Source organism: Streptomyces sp. NPDC002669, from assembly GCF_042889165.1.
GTDB lineage: Bacteria > Actinomycetota > Actinomycetes > Streptomycetales > Streptomycetaceae > Streptomyces.
This window is the reverse complement of record NZ_JBIAQQ010000017.1, coordinates 42,480-68,022: the sequence shown is the minus strand read 5'-3', so window position 1 is coordinate 68,022 and position 25,543 is coordinate 42,480. Positions and strand designations below refer to the sequence as shown.

At 71.9% G+C, this 25,543-nt stretch carries 16 protein-coding genes; 3 read left to right on the top strand and 13 right to left on the bottom strand.

Translation table 11 applies throughout. The features are described 5' to 3' along the window. Positions 1-95: 95 nt before the first annotated feature. The 5 genes from ACFYW1_RS24135 to ACFYW1_RS24115 all read right to left on the bottom strand — a co-directional run bounded on the left by ACFYW1_RS24135 (position 96) and on the right by ACFYW1_RS24115 (position 7,542). A complete protein-coding gene (locus tag ACFYW1_RS24135) occupies positions 96-1,070 on the bottom strand; it encodes an acetylxylan esterase (RefSeq protein ID WP_388996793.1) in 975 nt (324 codons plus the stop codon). A gap of 105 nt (positions 1,071-1,175) precedes the next feature. Next, on the bottom strand, positions 1,176-3,971 hold the full coding sequence (locus ACFYW1_RS24130; protein WP_388996790.1) for a hypothetical protein: 2,796 nt from the start codon (positions 3,969-3,971) through the stop codon (positions 1,176-1,178). Positions 3,972-4,146: 175 nt separating this feature from the next. Continuing rightward, complete coding sequence (locus tag ACFYW1_RS24125; protein ID WP_388996787.1) at positions 4,147-5,073, bottom strand: carbohydrate ABC transporter permease; 927 nt, start codon at positions 5,071-5,073, stop codon at positions 4,147-4,149. Continuing rightward, the gene (locus ACFYW1_RS24120) at positions 5,073-6,104 is read right to left on the bottom strand and encodes a carbohydrate ABC transporter permease (protein WP_388996784.1); all 1,032 of its coding nucleotides are present in this window, start codon (positions 6,102-6,104) and stop codon (positions 5,073-5,075) included. Before ACFYW1_RS24120 ends, ACFYW1_RS24125 begins: the two co-directional genes overlap by 1 nt. A gap of 58 nt (positions 6,105-6,162) precedes the next feature. Beyond that, complete coding sequence (locus ACFYW1_RS24115; RefSeq protein ID WP_388996781.1) at positions 6,163-7,542, bottom strand: extracellular solute-binding protein; 1,380 nt, start codon at positions 7,540-7,542, stop codon at positions 6,163-6,165. A gap of 262 nt (positions 7,543-7,804) precedes the next feature. Here ACFYW1_RS24115 and ACFYW1_RS24110 point away from each other — a divergent pair, with 262 nt between their 5' ends. Both ACFYW1_RS24110 and ACFYW1_RS24105 read left to right on the top strand, forming a co-directional pair. Further along, the gene (locus tag ACFYW1_RS24110; protein ID WP_388996778.1) at positions 7,805-9,610 is read left to right on the top strand and encodes a hypothetical protein; all 1,806 of its coding nucleotides are present in this window, start codon (positions 7,805-7,807) and stop codon (positions 9,608-9,610) included. A gap of 94 nt (positions 9,611-9,704) precedes the next feature. Further along, the gene (locus ACFYW1_RS24105; protein ID WP_388996775.1) at positions 9,705-11,912 is read left to right on the top strand and encodes an FAD-dependent oxidoreductase; all 2,208 of its coding nucleotides are present in this window, start codon (positions 9,705-9,707) and stop codon (positions 11,910-11,912) included. A gap of 45 nt (positions 11,913-11,957) precedes the next feature. Here the strand turns inward: ACFYW1_RS24105 and ACFYW1_RS24100 are convergent, their stop codons facing one another. The 5 genes from ACFYW1_RS24100 to htpG all read right to left on the bottom strand — a co-directional run bounded on the left by ACFYW1_RS24100 (position 11,958) and on the right by htpG (position 19,860). Continuing rightward, entirely contained in the window at positions 11,958-13,163 is a 1,206-nt protein-coding gene (locus ACFYW1_RS24100) for an aromatic acid exporter family protein (RefSeq protein ID WP_388996772.1), read from the bottom strand. Between the two features lie 99 nt (positions 13,164-13,262). Beyond that, positions 13,263-14,408, bottom strand: coding sequence for a glycosyltransferase (locus tag ACFYW1_RS24095; RefSeq protein WP_388996769.1), 1,146 nt, complete (start codon positions 14,406-14,408; stop codon positions 13,263-13,265). A 92-nt stretch (positions 14,409-14,500) separates the two neighbouring features. Further along, complete coding sequence (locus ACFYW1_RS24090) at positions 14,501-15,889, bottom strand: MFS transporter (RefSeq protein WP_388997088.1); 1,389 nt, start codon at positions 15,887-15,889, stop codon at positions 14,501-14,503. Positions 15,890-16,110: 221 nt separating this feature from the next. Then, on the bottom strand, positions 16,111-17,586 hold the full coding sequence (locus tag ACFYW1_RS24085) for an MFS transporter (RefSeq protein WP_388996766.1): 1,476 nt from the start codon (positions 17,584-17,586) through the stop codon (positions 16,111-16,113). Between the two features lie 342 nt (positions 17,587-17,928). Then, positions 17,929-19,860, bottom strand: coding sequence for a molecular chaperone HtpG (gene htpG / locus ACFYW1_RS24080; RefSeq protein ID WP_388996763.1), 1,932 nt, complete (start codon positions 19,858-19,860; stop codon positions 17,929-17,931). Positions 19,861-20,132: 272 nt separating this feature from the next. Between htpG and ACFYW1_RS24075 the strand changes: the two genes are divergently transcribed. Further along, the gene (locus ACFYW1_RS24075) at positions 20,133-21,452 is read left to right on the top strand and encodes a phytase (protein ID WP_388996760.1); all 1,320 of its coding nucleotides are present in this window, start codon (positions 20,133-20,135) and stop codon (positions 21,450-21,452) included. 81 nt (positions 21,453-21,533) lie between these two features. Here ACFYW1_RS24075 and ACFYW1_RS24070 read toward each other — a convergent pair whose 3' ends face one another. The 3 genes from ACFYW1_RS24070 to ACFYW1_RS24060 form a co-directional block, all read right to left on the bottom strand. Then, positions 21,534-23,261, bottom strand: coding sequence for an acyl-CoA dehydrogenase family protein (locus tag ACFYW1_RS24070; protein ID WP_388996757.1), 1,728 nt, complete (start codon positions 23,259-23,261; stop codon positions 21,534-21,536). Between the two features lie 128 nt (positions 23,262-23,389). Then, positions 23,390-23,983, bottom strand: a complete 594-nt coding sequence (locus tag ACFYW1_RS24065) for a PadR family transcriptional regulator (protein ID WP_388996754.1) — start codon at positions 23,981-23,983, stop codon at positions 23,390-23,392. A 95-nt stretch (positions 23,984-24,078) separates the two neighbouring features. Further along, positions 24,079-25,167: a polyprenyl synthetase family protein gene (locus ACFYW1_RS24060; RefSeq protein ID WP_388996752.1), complete on the bottom strand. Its 1,089-nt coding sequence runs from the start codon at positions 25,165-25,167 to the stop codon at positions 24,079-24,081. Positions 25,168-25,543 lie beyond the last annotated feature (376 nt).

Below are 25,543 nucleotides of genomic sequence, written 5' to 3'. Positions count from 1 at the left end.
TGCAGTTCACGGGGTTGTGGATCACCCCGGTGGACCTTATACGTGCTGTCCACACCTTGTCCGTGACGCACACCACCCGGCCGGACGGCGGCGGGTCAGACCGCCCCGGCCAGGACCTCGGGCACCCAGCGGAGCTGGGCGGCCTCCTGGAACATGGCGCCGCCCTCGTGTCCGTTGAACGGGTAGACCTCGATCGCCTTCTCCCCCGGGTACGCGTTGTGGGCGGCGAAGACCGTGGAAGGCGGGCACGTCCGGTCCATCAGTCCGACGGAGAAGAGCGCGGGGGCGCGGCCCCGGGCGGCGAAGGACACCCCGTCGAAGTACGACAGGGTGCGCAGCGCGGTCCCCTCCTTGCCCCGGTGCATCTTGAGGTAGCGGACGATCTCGGCGTACGGGTCGGCGTCGGTCAGGGTGACGGCCCGTTCGAAGTGGCAGAGGAAGGGCACGTCGACGGCGATCGCGGCCAGGTCGGGGACGAGTGCGCCGACGGCGAGGGTGATGCCGCCGCCCTGGCTGCCGCCGAGGACGACGGTGCGGGCGGGGTCGGCGAGGGGGTGGGAGCGGGCCGCCTCGACGGCGCGCACGGCGTCGGCGTGGACCCGGCGGTAGTAGTAGGTCTCCGGGTCCTCGATGCCCCGGGTCATGAAGCCCGCGTGGGAGGGGCCGGAGCCGACCGGGTCCGGGGTGTCGCCGACGTTGCCGCCGCTGCCCTGGCCGCGTACGTCCATGACGAAGTGGGCGAAGCCGGCCAGCGGCCACATGCCCCAGCAGTGCGGGAGGCTGCGGCCGCCGTTGTAGCCGTGGAACTGGACGACGAGCGGCAGTGGTCCCTCGGCGTGCGCGGGGGCGTTGAACCAGCCCTTGACCGGGTGGCCGCCGAAGCCGGCGAACGTGACGTCCCAGGTGCGCATGCCGGTCAGTCCGGTCCCGACGGGTTCGAAGGCGACCGCGGGGTCGTGGGCGCGGGTCTCGGCCAGGGTCTTCGCCCAGAAGGCGTCGAAGTCCTCCGGTTCGTCGATCCGCGGCCGGTAGGCGCGCAGTTCGTGCAGCGGCAGGTCGAACAGGGCCATGGGGTCGTTCTCCTCGCGGTGGGACCGGGAACGGTGCGGGGGTGGCACGGAGCGGCGGGGCCGGGCGCTGTCAGGTGCGCCCGGCCCCGCCTGTTCGGGGGCGGGTCAGTCGGTCAGCTGGACGGCCCGCAGTCCGGCGGCGCTCTTGGAGTTGTTGGCGATGGAGCCGCCCCACTCCGTCCAGCCGCGCACCCGGCCGTCGTTGTCGCTGTCGTTGACGACGAGACCGAGGCCGATGGATTCGGTGGGTTTGCCGGCGAGGCCGAGCGAGGCCCACGGCACCGTCACCGTGTAGCGGGTGGTGGTGCCGTCCCGGGTGATCTGCGCGGTGGCGCCGGGGGTCGGGCCGGTGGACTGGCCGGCCGGTGCCCGCCAGGTGTACACCTGCGGCTCGCCGCCCACGAGCGAGGCGCCGAACTCGACGTACTGCTTGCTGCGACCCGGCAGTTCGGGGGTGACGGCGAACTGGATGCTGTCGCCCAGCCACATGTTCTCGGCGGTGGTGGCGGGCTGGGCCAGGGCGTTGTCCGTGATGGCGCCCTTGAGCACGAGTCCGGCGTCGGTGTACTGGGGCCGGACGGTGCCGGACAGATCGGCCGCGCCGTTGTAGCCGCCCTTGTGGTTCACCGTGCCGTCGCCGACGATGTCGATCGGTGTGGTGGTGTCGGTGCCGGACGGCTGGACGGCGCCCCAGCCGTTCCAGGCGCCCACGGCGGTCCTGGTGCCGTCGGGCGTGGTGATGTGGGCGGCCGTCCAGTAGCGCTTCCACTGCTTGATGTTGCGCGCGTCCACGGTGTACGAGGTGCTGGAGTCGGCTCCGACCCTGATCGGTCCGTCGACGGTGCCCCGGTCCAGGTAGGCGTTGCCCTCGTTCACCTGCCATTCCAACGCGGTGAGTTCGAGCGGGCCGCGGACGCGGTTGTTGGTGACGGTGATCTTCATCGCCGCGGCGAACGGGGCCGCTTTCTTCACCACCGGGTCGAAGGTGACCCGGGTCGGCGGCAGCACCTCGGTGTCGGAGGTGAGGCGGGCGAGGCCGACCGGTCCGAGTCCGACCGTGCCGCTGACCGTGCGCGGGCCGGTGAGGGCCGAGGTGGGGAGCTCGACGCTCTTGCGGACGACCTCGCCGGGCCTGGCCGTCACCCGGTGCTCCTCACCGGCGATCCGGAAGGTGTAGGGCAGTGGCAGCGGGGTGCGGCCCCTGGTGCCGTCGATCTGGAGCACCGCGTCGACGGTCTCCTCGGTGTTGGAGTGCCGCGGCAGCCGGAGGGAGAACACCGGGGCGTTCACCGCCTCGACCGCGCTCACCGCGCCCTTGACGTACAGCACCTTGTCGTCGATGCCGAGCTGCACCTTGCCGCCGACCGGCAGGTACGTCTTCTCGTGGCCCGTCTGGTCGGTGGTGGTGACCGGGCCGGAGGCCCTCAGCTCCACCGTCCTCGGGGCGTCCGCGGTGGTGTACAGGGTCCGGACGGTTTCGGTCCCGGTGCCGAAGCGGTACGAGCGGATGTCGTCGGAACCGGCGTCGTCGCGGCCCGCGTAGGCGCGGCCGGCGAGCTGGCGGATCAGGACGCCCTCGGTGACCACGGACGGCTTGGGCTGCCATGCCTTGACCTCGGCGGTGGGCCGCTTGAAGGCGCCGAAGTTGTGTTCCTTGTTGGTGGCGTCGGTGCCGTCGTTGGTGAGGTCGTACCAGTAGTAGCGGTCGACGCCGGAGGCGAAGGAGAAGATCTGGGCGCGCGGCACGTACGCGGCCTGCTGGGCGGGGGTGACGCCGTCGCTGTGGGTCGGGTAGCCGTTCTCGGTGATCCAGAGCGGGAAGTCCTTGCCGCCCGCCGCGTCCAGGTCGGCGCGCACCTGCGGCAGCTTGGCCAGGGCGGTCTCCGGCGGGTTCGGGTAGCCGTAGTGGTGGACGCTGAGCGCGTCCATGTACTTCAGGCCGCCGACCGTGTACAGCCGCTTCAGCCAGTCGGTCTGGAGGCCGGCCAGGCCGCCGCCGACGACGGTGGCGTCGGGGACCTTGGCGTGCACCTTGCCGTAACTGGCCTTGAGCAGCTTGAGGTAGCAGTCGGCGGTGATGCCGCAGGTGCCGTTGTTGAAGCCGGTCGAGTTGTACTCGTTGTAGATCTCGATTTCCTTCGAGGACTGCTGGTACCGCTCCACCGCGGCGGCGGTGAACTTCCCGTAGGCGTCCAGGGCCGCGTCGGACGCCGGGGTGCGGTTGTCGTCGTAGTTGGCGTTGCGGTAGCCGGAGATGGGCAGGGCGGTCAGCCCCTGCGACTTGGCGTACGGGATGTGCTGGTCGGTGGAGTAGGTGCTCCAGGAGTACTCGCCGGGGGTCTTCTCGATGGCGCCCCAGTTGATGTCGGAGCGGATCCCGTGCATGCCCATGAGCTTGACCGAACGCAGCAGCTTCTGGTCGTCGCCGCCGTTCCACCCGTAGTGGATGCCGGTGCCGAAGCGCTTGTCCTGCTGTTCCTTGCCGGTCAGCGCGGTCAGTACGCCGAAGTTGGCGGTACGGGTGGTGGTGCCGGCGGTCGCCGTGAGCGTGTAGTAGCCGCTGCCGAGCTTCGTGACATCGACGGTGGCCGAGCCGTCGGCGACCGGTGCGGTGCCCGACGCGACGGTCAGGCCCTGGTCGTCGACGGCCTTCCAGGCCACGGACGCCTGGTCGGAGGCGAGGGTGATCCTCGCCTGGCCCTTGACGAAGAGCAGGTCGGGCGAGGTGACGGTGAGGGTGCCGGCCGCGTGGGCGGCCGGTGCCGTACCGGGCAGGGGTGCCGCCACCAGCAGACAGGCCAGCAGGGCCGCCGCCCCGCCCCACGCGGCGGGCCGCCGGGAGCGGCCCATTACTCTGGCCGGTGCCGCGGGGCCCGGCCGGGTCGTGCCGTTCTGTTCCATCGAGGCTTCCTCTCGATTCGATCGGATCGGCGCGGTGCGTTTTCCGGGTCTCCCGGGCGGTGGTGTGCTCCGTCGGCTGTACCCCGGCGGAGCACACCGGTCCGTCTGCCGTCGGCGCGCACCGCTGCCGCCGTCGGCCGCGCGGACCGGGTCCGCGCGTGTGCCCGGGTGGTACTCATCCCTTGAGGCCGGTGAAACCTCCCCCGCCGCGCACGATCTGCCGCTGGAAGATCAGGAACAGCACGACCGGGGGCAGGATGGCGAGCAGCATCCCGGCGATGAGCAGCGACTGTTCCGCCGTTTCCGCGAGGCGCGGCAGCGCGGCGGAGATGGGCTGCTTCTCGGTGTCCGGGATGACGATCAGGGGCCAGAGGAAGTCCTTCCAGGAGTTCATGACCGTCAGCAGGGTCACCACCGCGAGGATCGGCCGGGACATGGGCAGCACGATCCGGCGGAAGACGACGAACGGCCCGGCGCCGTCGACCTTGGCCGCCTCGAAGAGTTCGCGGGGGATGCCGTCGAAGAACTTCATCACGATCAGGACGGTGAAGGCACTGGCCGCGTGCGGCAGCCAGACGCCCCAGGGGCTGTTGGCGAGCGAGATGCCGAGGCCCGGCAGGTCGAGCACGGTGAGGTAGAGCGCCACCAGGGAGATGGAGCCGGGGAGGAAGAGGGTGGCGAGCACCATCCACCGCACGGGTGCGGCCCACTTGGGGCGCAGCACGGACAGCACGTAGCCGCCGGTGGTGGCGACGACGAGGTGGGCGATCACCGAGCCGGTGACCAGGACCACGGTGTTCCAGAGGTACTGGCCGACCTGGAGTTCGTTCCAGGCGCGGGAGAGGTTGTCCCATTGCGCGTGGTCCGGCCACAGCTCCAGCGGGTGGCGCAGCAGTTCCTGGGTGGGCGAGACCGCGCCCTTGAAGGTCCAGTAGAGCGGTGCGGCGCCGAAGGCGAGCAGCAGCAGGAGCGAGAGGGTCTGGACGGAGCGGAGCGAGAGGCGTACGGAGGTCCGCCGCCGGTCGGCGTCGGAGATGAGTCCGCGTCCGCTCTCCTGCGGGCGGGTGCGGCGGCGGGTGCGCAGGGGGGTCTGTACGGCCATCAGTTGCTCCAGCTCCTCGTCGCCCGCAGATAGATCGCCGAGAGCGCGCCGAGCACGACGGCCAGCATCACGCTGAGCGCGGTCGCGGCACCGAAGTCGCCGTTCCGGAAGGCGTAGTTGTAGATCAGCATCAGGACGGTGATGGTGGAGTCCTCCGGGCCGCCGTCCGTCATCACGAAGGGTTCGGTGAAGACCTGGAGGGTGCCGATGATCTGGAGCAGCAGCATGATCAGGACGACACCGCGCAGCGACGGCAGGGTGATGTGCCAGACGCGGCGCCAGATGCCCGCGGCGTCGATCTCGGCGGCCTCGTACAGCTCGGTGGGTACGGATCCGAGCGCCGCCAGGTAGATGACCACCGTGGATCCGAAGCCCGCCCAGGTGGCTTCCAGGACGATCGACAGCATCGCGGTGTCGGTGGACTGGAGCCAGGGGTACGGGCCGAGGCCCACCTGGGCCAGCAGCTGGTTGAACAGGCCGGCCTCCGGGTCGTAGAACACCTTCCACAACAGGACCGAGACGACCGGCGGGATCGCCACCGGAAGGTAGGCGAGGATGCGGAACAGTGTGCCCCCGCGCCGCAGTTCGGCGATGAGCACCGCGAGGAAGAGCGGTACCGGGAAGCCGATCACCAGGGCGAGCACGGCGAACAGCGCGGTGTTCCCGACGGCCTTCCACAGCAGCGGGTCGTCCAGCACGTGCCGGAAGTTGTCCAGGCCCACCCAGGTGGCGGGGTCGACCAGATTGGTCTGCTGGAAGCTGAGCCGCACGCTCTGGACGATCGGCCACCAGGAGAAGTAGGCGAAGCACAGCACCATCGGCAGGCCGAACAGGATGGTGGTGATCCCGCCCTGCCTGGTCCAGCGGACGAGGCGTTCCGCCGGGCCGCCGCGGTGCGGGGAGGCGGTCCGCGGCGGGCCGTCGGCGGTCCGCGACCGGTCCGCGGAGGGATCGGCGGAGCGTTGTTCTTCCGTCCGCTCGTCCCCGGTGCCGTTGCCGGTGGCCGCCACAGGCGCTTGCGACCTGCTCATCGACGTCTCCTCGCCTCTCCTCGTGCTGTGCTGGCTGCCTGGTGTGCCGGTTGCGCCGTCAGTTCTGCGCCCGCTCCACCTGGGACTCGACCTGTGCGGCGGCCTTCTTCAACTGCTCGGCCGGGTCGGCGTCCTCGCGGGTGAGCACGGCCTGGACGGCGGTGTCGAGGGCCTTGTAGACGTTCTGCGCCTCGACGGGCGGCTCGATGACCAGTTCGTAGTCGCCGAGCGCTGCGCTGTAGGGGGCGAAGTTCCCGACCGGCACGTTGGCCTCCTTGTTGACCGCGGCGTCGACCGGGTCGGAGACGGCCGGCTCGTAGAACGGGACGCCCGGCACGCCGATGACCGCACCGTCCTGCTTCTTGGCCTGGGCGTCCTTCGCGGCGAGCGTCGCGTCGTACTTGGTGGAGAGGTAGTAGAAGTCGATGAACTTCGTGGCGGCCTCGCGCTGTCGCGCGGTGGCCCGGGGGCTGATCACCGCGATGGTGCCGCCCGCCAGGGTGCGCCTGTCGGTGCCGCCGACGGGCATGGCACCGAGGCCGATGGTCTTCGGGTCGCCCTTGTACTGCTGGACGTAGTGGCCGATCATGCTCGGGCCGGCGAGTGTCATGCCGATCTTCCCGGCGGAGAAGTCCTTCTCCATGTCGGTGATGTTGCGCAGCTGGTTGCGGCCCATCGTGTCGTCCGTCCAGCGCATGTCCTTCAGTGTCTTCAGCGCCTTCTCCGCGCCGCTGCCGGGACGGTCGAAGGTGTTGGCCCACTTGCCGCCGGACTCCGCCTGCATGCTGTCGCCGAAGGAGTACGCCATCGCGGTCAGCATCCAGCCGCCGGTGTTCTCCTTGGTCATCTGCGCGTATCCGGTGGCACCGGTCTTCTTGGAGATCGCCTCGGCCGCCGTGCGGACCTCGGGCCAGGTGGTCGGCGGCTTGTCCGGGTCGAGCCCGGCCTTCTCGAACAGGTCCCGGTTGTAGACCAGGCCGAGGGCGTACTCCTCGGTGGGTATGCCGTAGAGCTTGCCGTCCACGCCCTTCGCGGCCCCGAGCGCGACGTCGTTGAAGTCCTCGCTGTGCTTCAGCCCCTTGAAGTCCGAGGTGAGGTCGGCGATCTGCCTGCGCTTGATCAGCCCCGACATCTCGGTCAGCGGCACCCGGACGACGGTCTCCAGGCTGCCGCCGCCCACCTTGGTCTGGAAGCTCTGCTGGTCGTACTGGTACTCGTTGGTCCTGACCTCGATCTTGGGGTTGGCCTTCTCGAACTCCGCCACCCGGGCCTCGAACGTCTTGAGCGCGGCCGCGTTCGTCGCGGGGGGACGCCCGGAGACGGTGATGGTCACCGTGCCGTCGGCGGCGGTGTCGCCGGAGCCGGAACACGAGGCAAGCACGCAGACGAGCGCACCCGCGGTGACGCCCGTCAGGGCGGTGCGCAGGGAGGGTCTCATCGGGGACTCCATTCAGGGGCGTACCGGAACTGACTGGAAAGCGTTTTCCAGCCGGGGTCACCTTGCACCGGCCGATATGGCCGCGTCAATGGGTGAACACGGGCCCGTCCTCGATGCCCGGACCGATGTCCGGGTGTTTTCCGACCAGGAACCCACCATGCGCCCCTTGCCGGACCGTTGACGTCGGCCTAGCCTCTGGAAAACGTTTCCCAAGCTTTTCCGGAGACCGTCGGTCCGACGGTCGCGAGCTGGAGGACTTCCCGTGCACCCTGCCTGGTCGGCCGACGCGTACGACCGCGTCCTGTTGCGAACGGCGCTCGCCGAGGGCGACCGCTGCTGGGACGCCGGGGCGGACCTGCTGCAGGTCGAGGCCCCGTACAACCCCATCCACACCCGCATCAAGGGCGGCCCCGCCCACCCCACCCGCAACTCCCTGCAGTACGCCCTGCTCCTGCTGGAACGGGACGGCGAGGGCGACGCCGAGCGCGCCCACGCCGCGATCCTGCGCGTCGCGGCCCTCCAGGACCGGTCCGTGGAGAGCCCCACCTACGGCATCTGGGGCTACTACGCCGAGGAGCCGGCCGCGGAGATGGACCCGCCCGACTGGAACTGGGCGGACTTCCTCGGCATCCAGCTGCTGCTCGTCCACGCCCGGCACGGCGACCGGCTGCCGCCCGCCGTACTGGACGAGCTCCGGGAGTCGGTGCGGCACGCGGCGGCCTCGATCGTCCGCCGGAACGTCCCCATGGGGTACACCAACGTCGCCGCGATGGGCACCTTCGTCACGCTCGCCGCCGGTCAACTCCTCGAGGACAGAGTGCTGTTCGCGTACGGCAAGGACCGCATGGCGCGGTTGTGCGCGGCGATCGACGGCACCGGCAGCTTCACCGAGTTCAACAGCCCGTCCTACTGGGGTGTGGTGCTCCAGACGCTGACCCTGATCAGGGAACACGTCCGGGACGAGGAGGTGCGGCAGCTCAACGAGCGGCTGCACGACCGGCTCTGGCTGCACTTCCTCGCCCGCTGGCACCCGCCGACCCGTCAGCTCTCCGGCCCCATGGCCCGCTGCTACAGCAACGACCTGGGGGTGCCGCCCGCCCTGGCGAAGGCGGTCGGCGGGCTGCTCGGCGCACCGGAACCCCGCCCGGTCCGGGGCGAGATGACCACCGGAGTGGACTCCTGCGTGGACTACCGGATGCCGGACTGGGTCCTGCCCCGGCTGACGGAGCTGGGGAGCGAGCACGAGCACCGGGAGCTGTTCGCCGACGGCCCGGCCCCGGAGACCGGCACCACCTGGCTCGATCCGGTCACCACCCTGGGCAGCGTCAACCACCAGGACACCTGGTTGCAGCGCCGGCCGCTGTTCGGCCACTGGGTGCGCCCGGACGGGACCGCCGGTCATCTGCACGTCCATCTGGTGAAGGACGACGGGGCGGAGGACTTCGACTTCGCCTCGGGCGTGCTCTCCACCGTGCAGAGCGGCCCGCACGTGGCCTGGCTGGCGGGGTTCGCCCGCCCGGCGGGCGACCGGCACCACCACCTCGACATGATCGGGCCGGGCGACCGGTTCCGGGTGCGGTCGCTGCGCCTGGTGGTGGACGCGATCGGCGCGCCGCCCCTCGCGGAGGCGACGACGGTCGACGGCGGCGTCGAACTCGACCTGGGAACGGCCCGGTTGGACTTCCGGACGGCCGGTGGCACCTTCGCGGGGCGCGCCCCGGCGACCCGGCTGGTCCCGCGCGCCGACGGGGTGCGGATCGAAGTGGTGTTCCTGGAGAGCGGCACCCCCGTCGAGCTGGACTGGGCGGAGGTGGGCGACGCCTTCGCGGCGGGGACCCTGTCCCTGGTTCCGTCCGGTGCCGCGCGGAGCACCGGGCCGGCCCCCGAGGTGGCCGTGGCCGGTGACTGCGCCGAGGTGCGCTGGACGACCCCGCGGGGTCACCGGCTCACGGTGCGCGGCGGCCGGGCCGTGGTCTCCCGCGAGGAACACGCCGCACTGCACTCCGCGACGCTGGACGGCGCCCCGCCGCCCTCGCCCCGCCTCTCGGACTCCCGGCTGGCGCCCTGATGTGCCGTGCGGAGGGGAGCGGACGTTCCCTCTCCTCCTCCCCTCCGCGCGGGGTTCCGAGACCTGAGACTCCGGAGAAAGGAACGGACGCGTCATGCGTACGGAGACCGTGACGAGCGACATCACCGTCGTCGGCGGAGGACTCGCCGGCGTCTGCGCGGCCATCGCCGCCGCGCGGCTGGGCCTGCGGGTCGCCCTGGTCCACAACCGCCCCGTGCCCGGCGGGAATTCGAGCAGCGAGGTACGGGTGTGGGTGTGCGGCGCCACCGCGCACGGCGCCCAGCGGTGGGCCCGGGAGACGGGCATCATCGGCGAACTGATCCTGGAGAACCAGTACCGCAATCCGGAGGGCAATCCCCACTACTGGGACCAGGTGGTCCTGGACGCGCTGTTCGCCGAGCCGAATCTGACCCTGTTCCTCAACACCGACGTCCGCGAGGTGGCCGCCGAGGGCCCGGCCGAGGAACGCGTGATCACCTCGGTCACCGGCTGGACGATGGGCTCGGAACGGCTGATCACCTTCACCGGTCCGGTGTTCCTGGACTGCACCGGCGACGGGCTGGTCGGCCACCTCGCGGGCGCCGAGCACCGGATCGGCCGGGAGTCCCGCGCCGAGTACGGGGAGTCCTGGGCGCCCGAGGTCCCCGACCGGGAGCTGCTCGGCTCCACGATCCTCTTCTACACGAAGGACGCCGGGCACCCGGTGAAGTACGTGCCGCCGTCCTTCGCCAAGAACATCCTCGACACCTCGATCCCCGAGCACCGGCTGATCCGCACCGGTGACAACGGCTGCGACTACTGGTGGATCGAGTGGGGCGGCGAACTCGACACCGTCCACGACAACGAACGCATCCGGGACGAGCTCTGGTCCGTGATCCACGGCATCTGGGACCACATCAAGAACTCCGGGAAGTTCGACGCGGACCGGCTGACCCTGGAGTGGGTCGGTTCCCTGCCCGGCAAGCGCGAGTACCGCCGCTTCCTCGGGGACCACGTGCTGACGCAGAACGAGGTCATGGGGCAGGAGCCCTTCGAGGACCGGGTCGCGTTCGGCGGCTGGTCGATCGATCTGCACCCGGTGCAGGGCATGTACTCGACCAGCCCGGAGGCGCGGCAGATCCACCCGGACGGCGTGTACCACATCCCGTTCCGCAGCCTCTATTCGCGCAACGTCCGCAATCTCCTCCTCGCGGGCCGCAACATCTCCGCCACCCACGTCGCGTTCGGCACGACCCGGGTGATGGCGACCTGCGCGGCGATCGGCGAGGCCGCGGGCACCGGGGCGGCGCTGTGCGTGCGGGACGGGCTGGCCCCGCGCGAACTGGCCGCGGACCGGCGTCTGCAGCAGATCCTGCTGCGGCAGGACGCCTCGCTGGTCGGGGTGCGCAACACCGATCCGGACGATCTGGCGCGCGCGGCCCGGGTGAGCGCGTCGAGCACCCTGTCCGTGCTGGCCGTCGAACCGGGCCCCGGCACCGAGCCGTTCCCGCTCGACCGCGACCTGGGCGTGGTCCTGCCGGTGGAACCGTCCCTGGAGGGCTTCGAGCTGTTCGTCGACGCCGCGGCGGCGACCACGCTGCGGGTGGAACTGTGGGACACCGTCCGGGCGGAGAACGCCGTGCCCGTGAGCCGGCTGGACACCCGCACGGTCGAGGTCGCGGCCGGGAAGGGCCAGTGGGTCGGGGTGCCGCTGGTCTGGCGCCCCGAGGAGCCGCGGAACGCCGTCGTCGTGGTGCGGGCGGCCGAGGGCGTCGCGCTGCACCTGGCCGCCGAACGGCGCACGGGCGTCCTGGCGCTGGCCCGCGAGAAAGGTTCCGGGGAGCGCCAGTTGGTGACCGAGTGGGTGGCGCGCGGGCTGCGCCGGCGCAGCTTCTGCTTCCGGGCGGGTGCCACGGCGGCGTTCGGTCCGTACAAGGCCGTCGGCGGTTTCCAGCGTCCTTACGGCGGACCGCAGTCGTGGCAGGCGGCGGACGAGGGGCCGGGCTGGTTGCGGCTCGACTGGGACTCCCCCGTCGAGATCGGCACCGTGCAGCTGGTGTTCGACGACGACGTCGACGAGTTCCTCAACAATCTGCACCTGCACCGCGCACCGTTCGAGATCATGCCGGAGCTGGTGCGCGACTACCGCGTCGAGGCCCTGGTCGACGGCGACTGGCACCCGCTCGTCGAGGAGACCGGAAACCGCGTGCGCCACCGCGTCCACCGGTTCGCGCCCCGCGCCGTCTCGGCGCTGCGGGTGTGCGCGGACGCGACGAACGGCGCGCCCCGGCCGGGAGTCGTGGCGGTGCGCGCCTACGCCTGAGGCGCCGGGCCGGACCGGGCCGCGAGGACGCGGCCCGGTCCGCCCTCAGCGGTGTTCGCCCTCCAGACGCCGGGAGACCGCGCGCAGCCAGGGGTGGCGTTCGTGGAGCTGCGCCGAGCGCCGGTCGAGCTCCTTGCCCAGCCGTTCGGTGCGCTTGTCGATGTCGAGTTCGTCCAGGATGCGATCCACCTCGGCGAGCAGGGCGCCGTGCAGTTGCCACTGCCGGGGGTGTTCCTGGACGTCCTCCAGGAGCAGGTCGGCCACCCGGTCCCTGGTCGCGCGGCCGGCGGCGAGCGCCTGGGCCAGCCGGTCCTCCGCCTCCTCCGCGTTCTCCGCGACCGGAGTGGTGATCAGCTCCGAGAAGCTCTCGACGGCACCCGCCATCTGCCCGAACAGTTCCGTCAGCGCCTCGGCCACGTCGGCGGGGAACAGCGTCTCCTCGGTACGGGCCTTGGCCAGGTCGGTCAGGGTACGGGTGAGCACCCGCAGCACCACGGCGCAGATCTCCAGGGTGTCCAGGCCGGTGCGGAGCACGACCCGGTGCAGCAGCCCCTGTCTCACGCGCGGGTTGAGGGTGAGGCTCTCCTCGGCCTGCCGCAGCGAGGCGTCGACCTCCACGATGTCGTGGTCGAGGCGGCGGGCCGCATGGAGCCGCTCGGCCGCCCGCTCGACGGAGACGTGTCCGTTCACCTCCTCACCCATCGCCCGGAACATCCCGCCCATCTCGCGAGCCAGGCCGTCGATGGAGGCGCCCGCCGGCTGCACCCACACCGGAGGGGCCAGGAGCAAATTGAACAGCAGCCCGACGCCCGCCCCGATCAGGGTCTCCAGCACCCGGTCCCAGGCGGTCGAGGCGACCTGTGAGACGCCCAGCACGAGCATCGCGCTGATCGCCACCTCGGGCACGAACTCACCGACGCGCACCAGCCGTCCGATGATCAGCGAAACGAAGATCGTCAGGCCGAGGCTCCACCAGTTGAGGCCCACCAGCGAGCTGAGCGCACTGGCGATGAGCACCCCCACCACGACCGAGTTCACCCGGCGGATTCCCGTGGTGAGGGTCGCGTAGAGGGTGACCTGCACGACGAGGAGGGCGGTGAGCGGGGCGGTGAGCGGCGCCGGATGCGGAAGGGTCCATACCGCCACGACGTAGGCGATGACGGAGGCCGCGGTGGAACGCAGGGTCTGCGCTCCGACGGGCTCGGTCGTGCGCCGGACGAGCTCGATCACGGGTGCGGATACTCGTGCCATCTTTTTCCCCTGCCCGCCCGCGCGCCACGAAAGCGTCCGGGCACGGCGAGACCCACCGTACGGCCGTACGGTGGGCGCCGTCGTGTCGTGCGGTACGGGTCAGGGTTCGAGGGTGGCGAGCAGTTCCGCCGCCGTGGCGGTGGTCCGCATCTCGTCGGCCAGGGCCCGGGCCCGTGCGCGGTACGAGGGCTGTTCGAGGATCCGCTCGGCGGCCTCGCGGATGTTCCGGACGTCCTCGGGGCCCAGTACCGACGCCTCGTCCTCCGGGGCCCCGGTCGGGGTGACGGACTCTCCCGCACCCGCCCCGGTCACCAGTCGGGCGTTGTCCGGCTGGTCGGCGAAGAGGGGGACGCAGACGACGGGAACACCGGCCGCGAGGGCCCCGTAGACCGTTCCCGAACCGCCGTGGCAGACCACGAGGGAGGCGCTGCGCAGGACGTCCGCCTGCGGCACCCACTGCTCCGCGTGGACGTGGGGCGGCAGCGGTCCGAGGGCCGGCGCGTCGATGTGGTGCCCCGTCGTGAGCAGGACGCGCACCGGCAGTCCGCTCACCGCGTCCAGGACCGCGCGGTACAGGCGGGTCGCGGTCGGCAGTGCGCCCGCCTCGGTGCCGAGGGTGACGTGGACCAGCGGTTCCGTCGCCCCTCCCCACCAGTCCGGCAGCGCCTGCGGCCGGAGTTCCTCGTGGTAGCGGTGGGTCGTGGCGTACGGCGAGGGGTCCAGGGAGGCGGGCAGCCGGGTCAGGTACGGGGTGTCGAGGAGCCGTCGGGCGATGCCGGGGCCGTAGGAGTCGAGCACGGGGGCCGGGAACCGGTCGGTGGACGCGGTGAACCCCGCGGCCGAGACCGCCACCCGGGCGTGCGGGATTCCGTGGCGCTCGGCGGCCACCACCGAGGCGAACTCGAACGTCTCGTGCAGGACGAGGTCGGGCCGCCAGTCACGGCAGGCCTCCTCCATCGCGGGGAGCATCGCGGCGGTGCAGAGCCGGCCGAACACCTCCCCGACCATGAGGGCGACCCCGTCGTCCGGGGCCAGCGTCAGCACCCGCGCCATGATCCCCGCGAGTTCCTCCGGGTCCGGCTCCCGGCCGATGCGGTACGGCTGCTTCCGGGACGCCAATAACCCTTCGAGGGCCGGTGGCGCGACGACCAGGACGTCGTCACCACGCGCCGTGCACGCGTCGATGAGGGGGACAAGTGGGTGGAAGTGACCCGAACCGCGAGTCGAGGCGAAAAGTACACGCATGCGGTCGAGCCTAGAGATGTCCCCCCTCTGCCCACAGGACGGCTTTCCGCCGATTTCGGCGCATTCCTCGTCGCTCGTGGACCGCTCGGCCGTCAGGCCCGGCAGTCGTCCCGGTCGCCCCTGGCCCCCCGGCCCGTGCCCGGCACGTTACCCGACCCGGGGGCGAGCAGGACGGCCAGGACACCCGGTACGAGCAGCAGGGCGAAGGCCGCGCCGTAGCCGACCGCGTCGGGCGGGCCGAGGGCCGGGAAGGCGTGGAACACGGCGGACGCCGCGCCCAGGACCAGGATCTGGCCCAGGTTCTGGGTGGTCTGCATCGCGCTGCTCGCGTAGCCCTGGCGGCCGGCCGGCGCGTGGGAGAGCGACAGCACGGTGAGGGACGGGGCGAGCAGGCCCATGCCGACCGCCGCGACGACCATGGACGAGGCGGCGACGGCCGGGTGCGCGCCGGGCATCGAACCGACTGTCGCGACCACGACCGCCGCCACCTGGATCAGGGCGCCGATCATGACGAGGCGGTGGCGCGGGGTCCGCTCCGGCAGCCGGCCCTGCACCCAGGAGGAGGCGGCCCAGGCCACGGCGGCGCCCGTGAAGGCCAGGCCCGTCACCACGGGGGCCACGTCCTGGTCGGTGACGAGCATCAGCGGCACCAGTGCCTCCAGGGTGAAGAACACCCCCGAACTCAGGCCGCGCAGCAGCACCGTGACGGGCAGGCCGCGCGCGGCGCGCACGGTGCCGGACGGCAGCAGCCGCGTGGCGAACACCGCCAGCAGGGCGAGGCCCACCGCCGCGAACAGCAGGTGGCGGGTGTCCCGGCCCGACGCGCCGTACTGGCCCAGCGCCGCGCCCACGCTCACCGCGACCGCGACCAGCAGCGGGGGGCGCGGCGCGCCGTCCTTCGGCGGTTCCTGCGCGCCGTCCTTCGGCGGTGCCGGTACCGCGTTCTTCGACGGTCCCGGCGCGGCGGGCCGGAAGCGGCCGTGCAGCAGGGCCACGACGGCCAGGGCCGGGAGCGCGGTGAGGGCGGCCAGTCCGTAGAACACCGCCCGCCAGGACCACCATTCGGACACCAGTCCCGCCAGGGGCGGGCCGACCAGCGACGGAACGATCCAGCAGGCGCTCATCAGCGCCAGGGCGCGCGGCCGGAGCCGTTCCGGGTACGCCTGGCCGATCGCCGCGTTGACCGCCACCGCGATCATTCCGCCCGCCACGCCGTCCACGAAGCGTCCGGCGGCCAGTTGCCAGACGGAGGTGCTGGCGGCCGAGACGACCAGGGTGACCACGGCCAGCACCATGCCCGCTGCCAGCGGGCGGTGCGCCCCCGAGCGGTCGGCCCAGTGGCCGCCCAGCACCCCGCCCAGCAGGCTCGCCGCCACGAAACATCCCGCCACCAGCGGGAAGAGCGCCACGCCGTCCAGGTCCTGGGCGGCCGTGGGCAGTGTGGGGACCACGGCCAGGGCGGCGAGCCCGGTCAGGAACATCACCGTGGCGAAGACGGCGGTGGCCGACGCGTACGGTCCGGAGAACAGTCCCTGCGGGATCTTCGCCGCCGTGGCCGGGGCCGTTGCCGTTGCCGTGGTGGGCGAGTCACTCGATGAACGCTGCGGGGCATCAGTCACGGCCGCACAAGCTATGCGGCTCGCAAAGGTCTGGTCCACCGGTTTTCGGCGGGCGGCCCGCAGTCACCGGCGGCGGTCGCGCCTCAGCCCTCGGCGGGTGCGGGCGAGGGCTGAGGCGCGGGCCGGGAGGACGGTGCGGCGGAGTGCCGTCCGGGCAGGAGGAACGCGAAGACCAGGGCCACCAGCGCCGCGCCCGCGCCGATCGCCATGACGGTGCGGAAGCCGCTCTGCGACGGCACGGTGAGCGGGCCGAACGAGGTGGTCATCTGGGCGAGGACCACTCCCGCCACCGCGCTGGCGGCCGAGGTGCCGATGGCCCGGGTGAGGGTGTTGAAACTGTTGGCGGCGGCCGTCTCCGAGACGGGCACGGCGGCCATGACGAGGGCGGGCATCGCCCCGTAGGCCAGTCCGATCCCGGCCCCGATCACGGCCGAGACCAGCACCAGTTGCCAGATCGCCGACATCAGGACGATGCCGAGGAGGTACCCGGCGGCGACCACCGCCGCACCGGCCATCAGGGTGGTCCTCGGCCCCTGGTTGCGGGAGACGCGTGCCGACAGCGGCGCGACCGCCATCATGACCAGCCCGGACGGTCCCATGACCAGACCCACCGTCAGCAGCGAGGCTCCCAGACCGTATCCGGTGGCCTCCGGCAGCTGGATCACCTGGGGCAGCACGAGCGACACCGCGAACATCGCGAAGCCGAAGACGGCCGAGGCGACGTTCGTCAGCAGCACCTGGCGGCGGGCGGTGGTCCGCAGGTCGACCAGCGGCTGCGCGGTCCGCAGTTCCCACCGGCCCCACAGCCCCAGGACGACGGCCGAGGTGCCCAGCAGGCCGAGGGTGGCCGCGCTGCCCCAGCCCCAGGTGGCGCCCTTGGAGATCGCGAGCAGCAGGCAGACCAGGGCCACGGAGAGCCCGGCGGCGCCCACCAGGTCGAACCGTCCACCGGGGCGCACCGGCGATTCGGGCACCAGGGCCAGGACGAGGACGGTGGCCAGCGCCCCCGCGCCGGCCGACGCCCAGAACAGCACGTGCCAGTCGACCCGTTCGGCGAGGAACGCGGCGGCGGGCAGGCCCAGGGCTCCCCCGACGCCCAGCGAGGCGCCCATCAGCGCGATCGCCGATCCGAGCCGGTGGGCGGGCAGTTCGTCGCGCATGATGCTGATGCCGAGCGGGATGACGCCGGCGGCCAGGCCCTGGAGCGTACGGCCGACGAGCACCGGGCCCAGTCCCTCGCCGAGCGCGACGGTCACCGAACCGGCCACCAGCAGGCAGAGGCCGGTCAGCAGCATGCGGCGCTTGCCGTACATGTCACCGAGCCGGCCCATGACCGGGGTGGCGACCGCCCCGGCGAGCAGCGTGGCGGTGATCGCCCAGGCCGCGTCGGAGGCGGACGCGTGCAGCAGCCGGGGCAGTTCGGGCACCAGCGGGATCACCATCGTCTGCATCAGGGAGACGACGATCCCGGCGAGGGCGAGTACGGCGACCAGGCCGCGCGCCTCCCCCGGCGGGGCCCCGGGGGGCCTGCTCCCGGCCCGGGGCTGGGCACTGGACATCACGGGACCTCCGTCGGGGATGCGCCGACGCGGGCGGCGCCACATGGCCGAACACGTTTGAGTGAGTCGCTCGACGCAAGTTAGCAGTCCGTCGCGGCCGCCCACGCCCACTGCCGTCCGGAGGGGGACGAAGGTGACCCGTACGGGCAACGTCCGGTGCCGGGGCGCCCGTTGCACCCCCGCCCGCCGGGCCCCGCGGGCGGGACAGGGCACCGGCCCGTCACCGGTGCGAGGGCAACGGTGACGGGCCGGTCCCGGTGGTCCGGGTGCGTCACGGCCGGGCCGGCGCCCCGGTGGCCGCGGGCGGGCGGTGCCGCACGGGCCGGGGCGCGGCGGCCCTTCTCACAGGGTGCGCTCCAGGCGGTCGGCCATCAGCCGGACGAAGCGCGAGGGGTCGGCCAGTTCGCCGCCCTCGGCGAGGAGCGCCAGGTCGTGCAGGAGCTCGGCCGTCTCCTCCAGGCCGGTGCCGGCCTCCTCGCCGCGGTCGGCGTACGCCCGGTTGAGGCCGCTGACCAGCGGGTGCTCCGCGTTGAGTTCGAGGATGCGCTTGACGTGCGGCACCTCCTGGCCCATGGCGCGGTACATGTTCTCCAGCGCGGGTGTCACGTCGTGCGTGTCGGAGACGATGCACGCGGGCGAGACGGTGAGCCGCGAGGAGAGCCGCACCTCCTTGACGGTCTCGCCCAGCCGTTCCGTCATCCAGCCGAGGAGGTCCGCGTACTCCTGCTGCCGGTTCTCGCGCTCGGTGGCGGCCTCCTTCTTCTCCTCCTCGGTGCCGAGGTCGACCTCGCCCTTGGCCACCGACCGCAGCTTCTTGCCGTCGAACTCCACGTCCGTCCCGACCCACACCTCGTCGACGGGGTCGGTCAGCAGCAGCACCTCGACGCCCTTGGCCCGGAACGCCTCCATGTGCGGGGAGTTCTCGATGGCCTGCCGGGACTCGCCCGTGAGGTAGAAGATGTGTTCCTGGCCGTCCTTCATCCGCTCCACGTACTGCCGCAGCGTGGTCGGCTCGTCCTTGTCGTGGGTGGTGGCGAAGGAGGCGACGTCGAGGATGGCGTCGCGGTTCTCGAAGTCGCTCAGCAGCCCTTCCTTGACGACGCGGCCGAACTCCCGCCAGAACGTGGCGTACCGCTCCGGCTCGGAGGACATCATGTCCTTGACCGTCGCCAGCACCTTCTTCGCCAGGCGCCGGTGCATCAGCTGGATCTGGCGGTCCTGCTGGAGGATCTCGCGGGACACGTTGAGCGAGAGGTCCTGCGCGTCGACGACGCCCTTGACGAAGCGCAGGTACGGCGGCATCAGCGCTTCGCAGTCGTCCATGATGAAGACGCGCTTCACATAGAGCTGGATGCCGCGCTTGTACCCCTGCATGAACAGGTCCTGGGGCGCGTGCGACGGGATGAAGAGCAGCGCCTGGTACTCGAAGGTGCCCTCCGCCTGGAGGCGGATGGTTTCGAGCGGGGCGATCCAGTCGTGGCTGATGTGCTTGTACAGCTCGTGGTACTCGTCGTCCGTGACCTCGTCGCGCGAGCGGGCCCACAGGGCCTTCATCGAGTTGAGGGTCTCGGGCTCGCGCGGGGCGTCGTCGGCCCCTTCCTCGCCGTCCGCGGCCCCGGGGGCTTCGGTGGCCATCCGCACGGGCCAGGTGATGAAGTCGGAGTACCGCTTGACGATCTCCCTGATCTTCCACGGGGAGGTGTAGTCGTAGAGCCGGTCCTCGGTGTCCTCCGCCTTGAGCCGGAGGGTGACCTCGGTGCCCTGCGGGGCGCTGTCGACGGTCTCGATCGTGTACGTGCCCTCGCCGGTGGACGTCCACCGGGTGCCCTGGCTCTCGCCCGCGCGCCGGGTCAGCAGCGTGACCTCGTCGGCCACCATGAAGCTGGAGTAGAAACCGACGCCGAACTGGCCGATCAGTCCCTCGGCCGCGGCGCCGTCCTCGGCCTCCTTGAGTTCCCGCAGGAATTTCGCCGTGCCCGAGTTCGCGATGGTCCCGATGAGCTGGACCACTTCCTCGTGAGACATTCCGATGCCGTTGTCCCGCACGGTCAGCGTGCGGGCCTCCCGGTCCGTCTCGATGGTGATGTGCAGGTCGGACACGTCCGCGTCGAGCGAGTCGTCGCGCAGCGCTTCGAGCCGCAGCTTGTCGAGCGCGTCGGAGGCGTTGGAGACGAGTTCGCGCAGGAACACATCCTTGTTCGAGTAGATCGAGTGGATCATCATCTGCAGAAGCTGGCGAGCTTCCACCTGAAACTCGAACGTCTCAGTGGGCATAACCGTGATTCCTTCTCAGGTCCGCTTGGTTGGGATCCGGACCAGAGAACTTTAGTTCAGCCGATGATCTCCCCGGGGCGATCCGCGGGAACCCGGCGGAACCGCTCTCCTCCGGTGCGTGGTGCGCCGCTTCCCCGGCATTCGAGGACGCTCGTCGACTGCGGTCGCGCGCAGGGGAGTTGAGAGTCAATCCGCCGTTCATCGCGCCGTCGCCCGCCCTCCATGCCGCCCCCATAGCGTCACCGCCGACCGTAACGCTACCGAGGAGTACTGTGAGCACTTCCGCTCTGACAGCGCTGACCGCCGCACTCGCGCTGGTGGCCGGTGCCCCCGCGACACCGCAGCCGGTGTCCGTCACCGCGTCCGTGGAGACGCCCGCCGTCCACGACGACGAGGCGGGCGGCAACGCCAACGCGGACGATCCCGCCGTCTGGGTCGACCCCGACCGTCCCGGCCGCAGCCTCGTGATCGGCACCCTGAAGGAGGCCGGTCTCGATGTGTACGGCCTCGACGGCAGGCGTCTGCAGCACATCGCCGCACCCCCGGCACCGGGCGAGGACGCGGCGCCCGGCCGCTTCAACAACGTCGACATCGTCTACGGGTTCGAGCTGGGCGGCAGGAAGACGGACCTGGCGCTCGTGAGCGACCGGGGCCGTGACCGCATCCGGGCCTTCGCGATCGACCCCGCCGCCGTCGCGGCCGGCCGGCCGCCGCTGAGGGACGTGACCGCCCCCGACGTCCGGCCGGTCTTCGCCGCGAGCGAGGCCGAGGTGGACGAGCAGCGCACGGCCTACGGGCTCGCCGCGTTCAGCGACGGCGACGACGCCTACGTCGTCGCCTCGCAGCGCGAGGAGACCCGGCTGCGGCTGCTCGAACTGGAGGACCGCGGCGGCCGGGTCGGTTACCGGACCGAGGACACGCTCGATCTGCCCGCCTCCTTCACCCTGCCCGACGGGACCGGCTGGCGGCCGTGCGCCGATCCCGGCGAGCGCCCGCAGGTCGAGGGCATGGCCGTCGACCAGGAGGAGCACGTCCTGTACATGGCACAGGAGGCCGTGGGCCTGTGGCGCGTCGACCTCGACGACGAGGAGTTCGACACGCCGAAGATGATCGACCGGGTCCGTGAGTACGGCACGCCGTGGACGTACGACGCCGAGGAGGAGGAATGCGTCCTCGACACCGCCCATGACCCCGGTTTCGGCGGGAAGAACCTGAGCGCCGACGCGGAGGGCGTCACCGTGTACCACGCGGCGGACGGCGCCGGTTACGTGCTCGCCTCCAGCCAGGGCGACAACACCTTCGCGGTGTACGGGCGAAAGGGCGGCAACGACCACGTCGGTTCCTTCACCCTCGACGACGGCCCGGCCGTGGACGGCGTGCAGCACTCGGACGGTTCCACCGTCGTCAACGTCCCCCTGGGCCGGTCCTTCCCCCGGGGCCTGCTGGTGACCCACGACGGCGAGGCCACTCCCGCGGACGGCGGGCGCGAGGCCACCAACTTCAAGCTGACGCCCTGGAACGCCGTGGCGTCCGCCTTCCCCGAGCCGCTGACGGTCGACACCGAGTCGTTCGACCCCCGCGACACCGACTGACACCCGCACCGGCGGTCGAGGGCTCGCCCAGGACGTCCGCTCCGGCCCGTCGCGGGCCGGAGCGGACGCTCACGGGAACGGTCACGGCGCCATCTCGTACGACCCGGACAGCGCCTCGACCCGCTTCCAGACCCGGTCCGAGCGCCCCGCGTCCACGGCCGGGCGCCGGACGGCGCCCAGGGCCCAGAGCTGCTGCTGCTCGGTGGCGGAGTCCTTTCCGTGCAGTTCGACGGCGTGCGCGGAGAAGTCCCGTACGAGAACGGCGAACAGCTCGTCCAGGACGTCCTCGTCGAGGCCGGTCAGGGCCGCCTGCTCCAGGACCAGCTGGCCGTGGACGACCAGCGCGAAGAGCTGGCCGATCGCGAGGAGCAGGTCCAGGTCACGGCTCTGCTCCTCGTCGGGGGGGGCGGTGGCGACGAATTCGCACAGCGCGTCGGCCTGTTCGCGCAGGCGGCCGACGTTGGGCAGGTGGGCGTACGCCTCGTAGGCCGGGCGCCAGTCGTGGAAGCGCACGGCACCCAGACCGCGGGCCGGCCCCTGGCGGAAGAGGAACGTGTCGTCGGCCCCGTCCAGCCGGGTCGGTACGGGTTCGTAGCCGGCCGGGTCCAGCAGGTGGTTCCGCATGAACTTCAGGATCAGCGCCAGGTTGACGTGGACGGTGCCCTCCAGCTTCGGCAGCCCCCGGATCTCGACGGCGGCCTGGGCGAAGTAGTTGTCCTTCTCGAAGCCCTTGGCGGCGATGACGTCCCACATCAGGTCGATGACCTTCTCGCCCTCCGTGGTCACCTTCATCTTCGTCATCGGGTTGAACAGCAGGTAGCGGCGGTCGTCGGGGCCCGCGGAGCGGAAGTAGTCGACGGCGCGGTCGCTGAACAGCTTCATGCCGACGAGACGGACGTACGCGTCGGTCAGCTCGCGCCGCACGTGCGGGAAGGCGGTGACGGGGCGGCCGTACAGGATGCGGTTCTGCGCGTGGGTGACGGCCTCGTACATCGCGTGCTCGCAGATGCCGATGGAGGCGGTGCACAGGTTGAACTTGCCGACGTTGACGGTGTTGAGGGCGGCGTCGAAGGCGGCGCGGCCGGTGTGCAGGACGTCCTCGGCGGCGACCGGGTAGTCCGTCAGGCGGAACTCGCTGACGTACTTCGACGAGTCGACGACGTTCTTGACGAGGCGGTACGCCGGGTGGCGGCTGTCGGCGGCGAAGAAGACGTAGCCGTCCGGGCCCTCGACGTCGGTGCGGCGGCCGAAGACGGAGACGAGACCGGCGGCGTTGCCGTTGCCGATGTAGTACTTGGAGCCGGTGGCCCGGAAGCCGCCCTCGCCGTCGGGGGTGAGCAGCATGTCGGTGGAGTAGATGTCGGCGCCGTGCGTCTTCTCCGACAGGCCGAAGGCGAACACCTCGCCCCGGCGCAGGAGTTCGGCGGCCCGCTCGCGCGCGGCGGCGTTGTCGCTCTGCCAGACCGGGCCGAGGCCGAGGATGGTGACCTGCCAGGCGTACCAGTAGTCGAGGCCGTAGAAGCCGAGGATCTCGTTGAGCGCGGCGATGCGGGCGGTGTCCCAGCGCCGGGTTTCCCGCTCCCCCTCGGCGGCGGCGGAGGCGGGCGTGAGGAAGGTCGCGAACAGCCCCTCCTGGGCGGAGAACGCGAGGAAGTCGGCCAGCCAGGCCCGCGACCGGTAGTCCTCGATCAGCTTGCGCTTGCCGCGTGCCTCGAACCAGTCGACGGTGGCGCGCAGCAGCCTGCGGGTCTCGGGGTCGAAGTGCGCCGGGTCGTAGGTGCGCGGGTTGAACAGCAGCGGATCGGTCATGGGGGTGCCTTCCGTTTCGGGGCGGTGGGAGGGGTGGCGCCGGCCGGGTGGTCGTCCCGGCGGCGGGGGGCGGCGCGTCCGGGCGCGCGTGTGCGGAGCCGGGGGCCGCGGGTCGTGGAGGGGGTGGTTCAGTGCCCGGGGCCGAGCCGGTGGAGCGTGGCGAGCACGTCGTCGAGCCAGGCGAGCGTCATCCGCTCGTACGCGATGCCGCCCCGCAGCACGACGTGCTGGAGCTCCCGCCCCGCGTCGAGCGGACCGGCGCCGGGCGGGGCGGTGCCGGGGGAAACCGGGTCGGGCGTCCGTGGGCCCGTGAAGTCGCGTTCCTCGCCCGCGAGGTAGTGGGCGAGCCGCTCGGCGTGCACCTGCCGGTACCGCCGCACCTCGCGGATCAGCGCGGCCGGGTCGTCGAAGGCCGATCCCCGGATCTTCACGGCGAGGTCGTGCCGGACGCTCTCGGGTTCGATCGGCTCGTGCAGCCACTGCGAGAGGGCCGCCCGTCCGGGGGCGGCGACGGAGTACTCCTTCTTGTCCGGACGGCCCTCCTGCGGCACTTCCCGGACCTCGACCCAGCCGTCGCCCTCCATGCGCTTGAGCACGCGGTAGATCTGCTGGTGGGTGGCGGTCCAGAAGTACCCGATGGACCGCTCGAACCGCCGGGACAGCTCATAGCCGGAGCCGGGCTTCTCCAGCAGGGACACCAGGATCGCGTGTTCGATCGCCATGCCCCGATCTTTCTATGCAACTCGTTGCATGGACAAGTCGGGCCGCCCGGGTGAGACACGGCTCACCCGGGCGACGGAACTCATGCCTCCGCCGGTCACATGGCCCGCTCGACGCTCCACACCGGCAGCCGCTCGAAGAAGGCGACCGCCTCCTCGCGCCACCGCGGCCGCCAGCCGGCGGCCACCTCGGACGCCTGCTCCGCGTGGCGTCGCATGTCCGCCCGCATCCGGGCCGCCACCCCGCTGCGCTCGCCGATCTCCCGGACGGCGGCGATGGTCTCCGGCGTGCAGGACCGGTCGCCGAGCGCGGCCTCCACCACGTCCCGGTCGGTGCCGCCGGTGGCGGACAGCAGGGCGCCGACGGTGTAGCTGCGCCGGCCGTCCCGGATGTCGGTGCCGGTCGGCTTGCCCATGACGGCCGCGTCCCCGAACAGGTCCAGGTAGTCGTCGCGCATCTGCCCGCTGATCCCGACCAGCCGCGCGTAGCGGCGCAGTTCCTCGTCGAAGCGCTCCGGCCGCTCCCCCGCCGCCAGGAGCCCGAGCTGGAGGGGGGCGAGGAGGGAGTAGCGGGCGGTCTTGTAGTCGGCCACGCCGTGCAGGACGTCCTCGTCGGGGACGGTGGTGGTGAAGTCGCGTTCCAGGTCGACGATCTGACCGACGAAGGTGTCGGCCGCCGCCCGCGTCTGCACCTCGACCATGGCCTGGCGTACCGGTACGGGCAGTTCGGCCTCCAGGAGCGCCCGCAGGGACAGGGCCAGGGCCAGGTCGCCCGCGAGCACGGTCAGGCCGATCGCCGCCTGCGGGTGCCCGGGGAACCGCTCGCGGTAGGCGTAGTAGGTGGAGGGGCCGTCCCGGCGGGTGGGGCTGTCGTCGATGAGGTCGTCGTGCACCAGGCCGTGGGTCTGCAGCAGTTCGATGCTCAGCGCGGCGGCGTCCAGCCCCGCCACCGGTTCGGGGGTCACCAGCCGGGCCGCCTCGTGGAGCAGGACCACCCGCATCCGCTTGCCGCCGCGCAGGGACAGGTCCCGCAGCAGTCGGACGCACTCCGGCGTGAAGCGGCTGAACGACGGCGCGTCGAGCCGGGTGCCCAACGTGTCGAAGTACTCCTCGAAGAGCGCGGTGAAACGGCGCTCGTGTCCGGCGGCGCGCTTCAGTACCTCGCCGAAGCCGGCGGTGTCGGTCATGACGGGTGTTCTCCTGCGTGAGGGGCGGGTGACGTGCGCGCGGACGCGCGGGAGTGCCGTACGACGGCGCGTGCGTCGGGGACGCGATTGTCTCAGGAGGCGCACCGGGCGACGGCCGGGGACGGGAACGGAAACGAGCGGCGGGGACGGGGCGCGATCGATCAGGAATGGAGAAGCGGCCCCGGCGCCCCGCCCGTAGCGTGAGGCGCATGGACATCGGGATTCCGCGGCACCGCACCGCCGTCGGCCGCGCCGCGGCGCCCGCCCGGCGTCGCGGACCGTGAGTCCCGGTTCACGAACCGGAGGCCGCCCACCGGGTGTTACTCTGCCGCGACCCCACCGGGCACGAGGCGGACGAGCCGCCCGGCCGCGAGCA

What these genes read in the sequence shown, in the direction of transcription:
- ACFYW1_RS24135 (WP_388996793.1), bottom strand. Translation starts at nt 1,070, where the DNA reads ATGGCCCTGTTCGACCTGCCGCTGCACGAACTGCGCGCCTACCGGCCG.
- ACFYW1_RS24130 (WP_388996790.1), bottom strand. Translation starts at nt 3,971, where the DNA reads ATGGAACAGAACGGCACGACCCGGCCGGGCCCCGCGGCACCGGCCAGA.
- ACFYW1_RS24125 (WP_388996787.1), bottom strand. Translation starts at nt 5,073, where the DNA reads ATGGCCGTACAGACCCCCCTGCGCACCCGCCGCCGCACCCGCCCGCAG.
- ACFYW1_RS24120 (WP_388996784.1), bottom strand. Translation starts at nt 6,104, where the DNA reads ATGAGCAGGTCGCAAGCGCCTGTGGCGGCCACCGGCAACGGCACCGGG.
- ACFYW1_RS24115 (WP_388996781.1), bottom strand. Translation starts at nt 7,542, where the DNA reads ATGAGACCCTCCCTGCGCACCGCCCTGACGGGCGTCACCGCGGGTGCG.
- ACFYW1_RS24105 (WP_388996775.1), top strand. Translation starts at nt 9,705, where the DNA reads ATGCGTACGGAGACCGTGACGAGCGACATCACCGTCGTCGGCGGAGGA.
- ACFYW1_RS24100 (WP_388996772.1), bottom strand. Translation starts at nt 13,163, where the DNA reads ATGGCACGAGTATCCGCACCCGTGATCGAGCTCGTCCGGCGCACGACC.
- ACFYW1_RS24095 (WP_388996769.1), bottom strand. Translation starts at nt 14,408, where the DNA reads ATGCGTGTACTTTTCGCCTCGACTCGCGGTTCGGGTCACTTCCACCCA.
- ACFYW1_RS24090 (WP_388997088.1), bottom strand. Translation starts at nt 15,889, where the DNA reads ATGTTCCTGACCGGGCTCGCCGCCCTGGCCGTGGTCCCCACACTGCCC.
- ACFYW1_RS24085 (WP_388996766.1), bottom strand. Translation starts at nt 17,586, where the DNA reads ATGTCCAGTGCCCAGCCCCGGGCCGGGAGCAGGCCCCCCGGGGCCCCG.
- htpG (WP_388996763.1), bottom strand. Translation starts at nt 19,860, where the DNA reads ATGCCCACTGAGACGTTCGAGTTTCAGGTGGAAGCTCGCCAGCTTCTG.
- ACFYW1_RS24070 (WP_388996757.1), bottom strand. Translation starts at nt 23,261, where the DNA reads ATGACCGATCCGCTGCTGTTCAACCCGCGCACCTACGACCCGGCGCAC.
- ACFYW1_RS24065 (WP_388996754.1), bottom strand. Translation starts at nt 23,983, where the DNA reads ATGGCGATCGAACACGCGATCCTGGTGTCCCTGCTGGAGAAGCCCGGC.
- ACFYW1_RS24060 (WP_388996752.1), bottom strand. Translation starts at nt 25,167, where the DNA reads ATGACCGACACCGCCGGCTTCGGCGAGGTACTGAAGCGCGCCGCCGGA.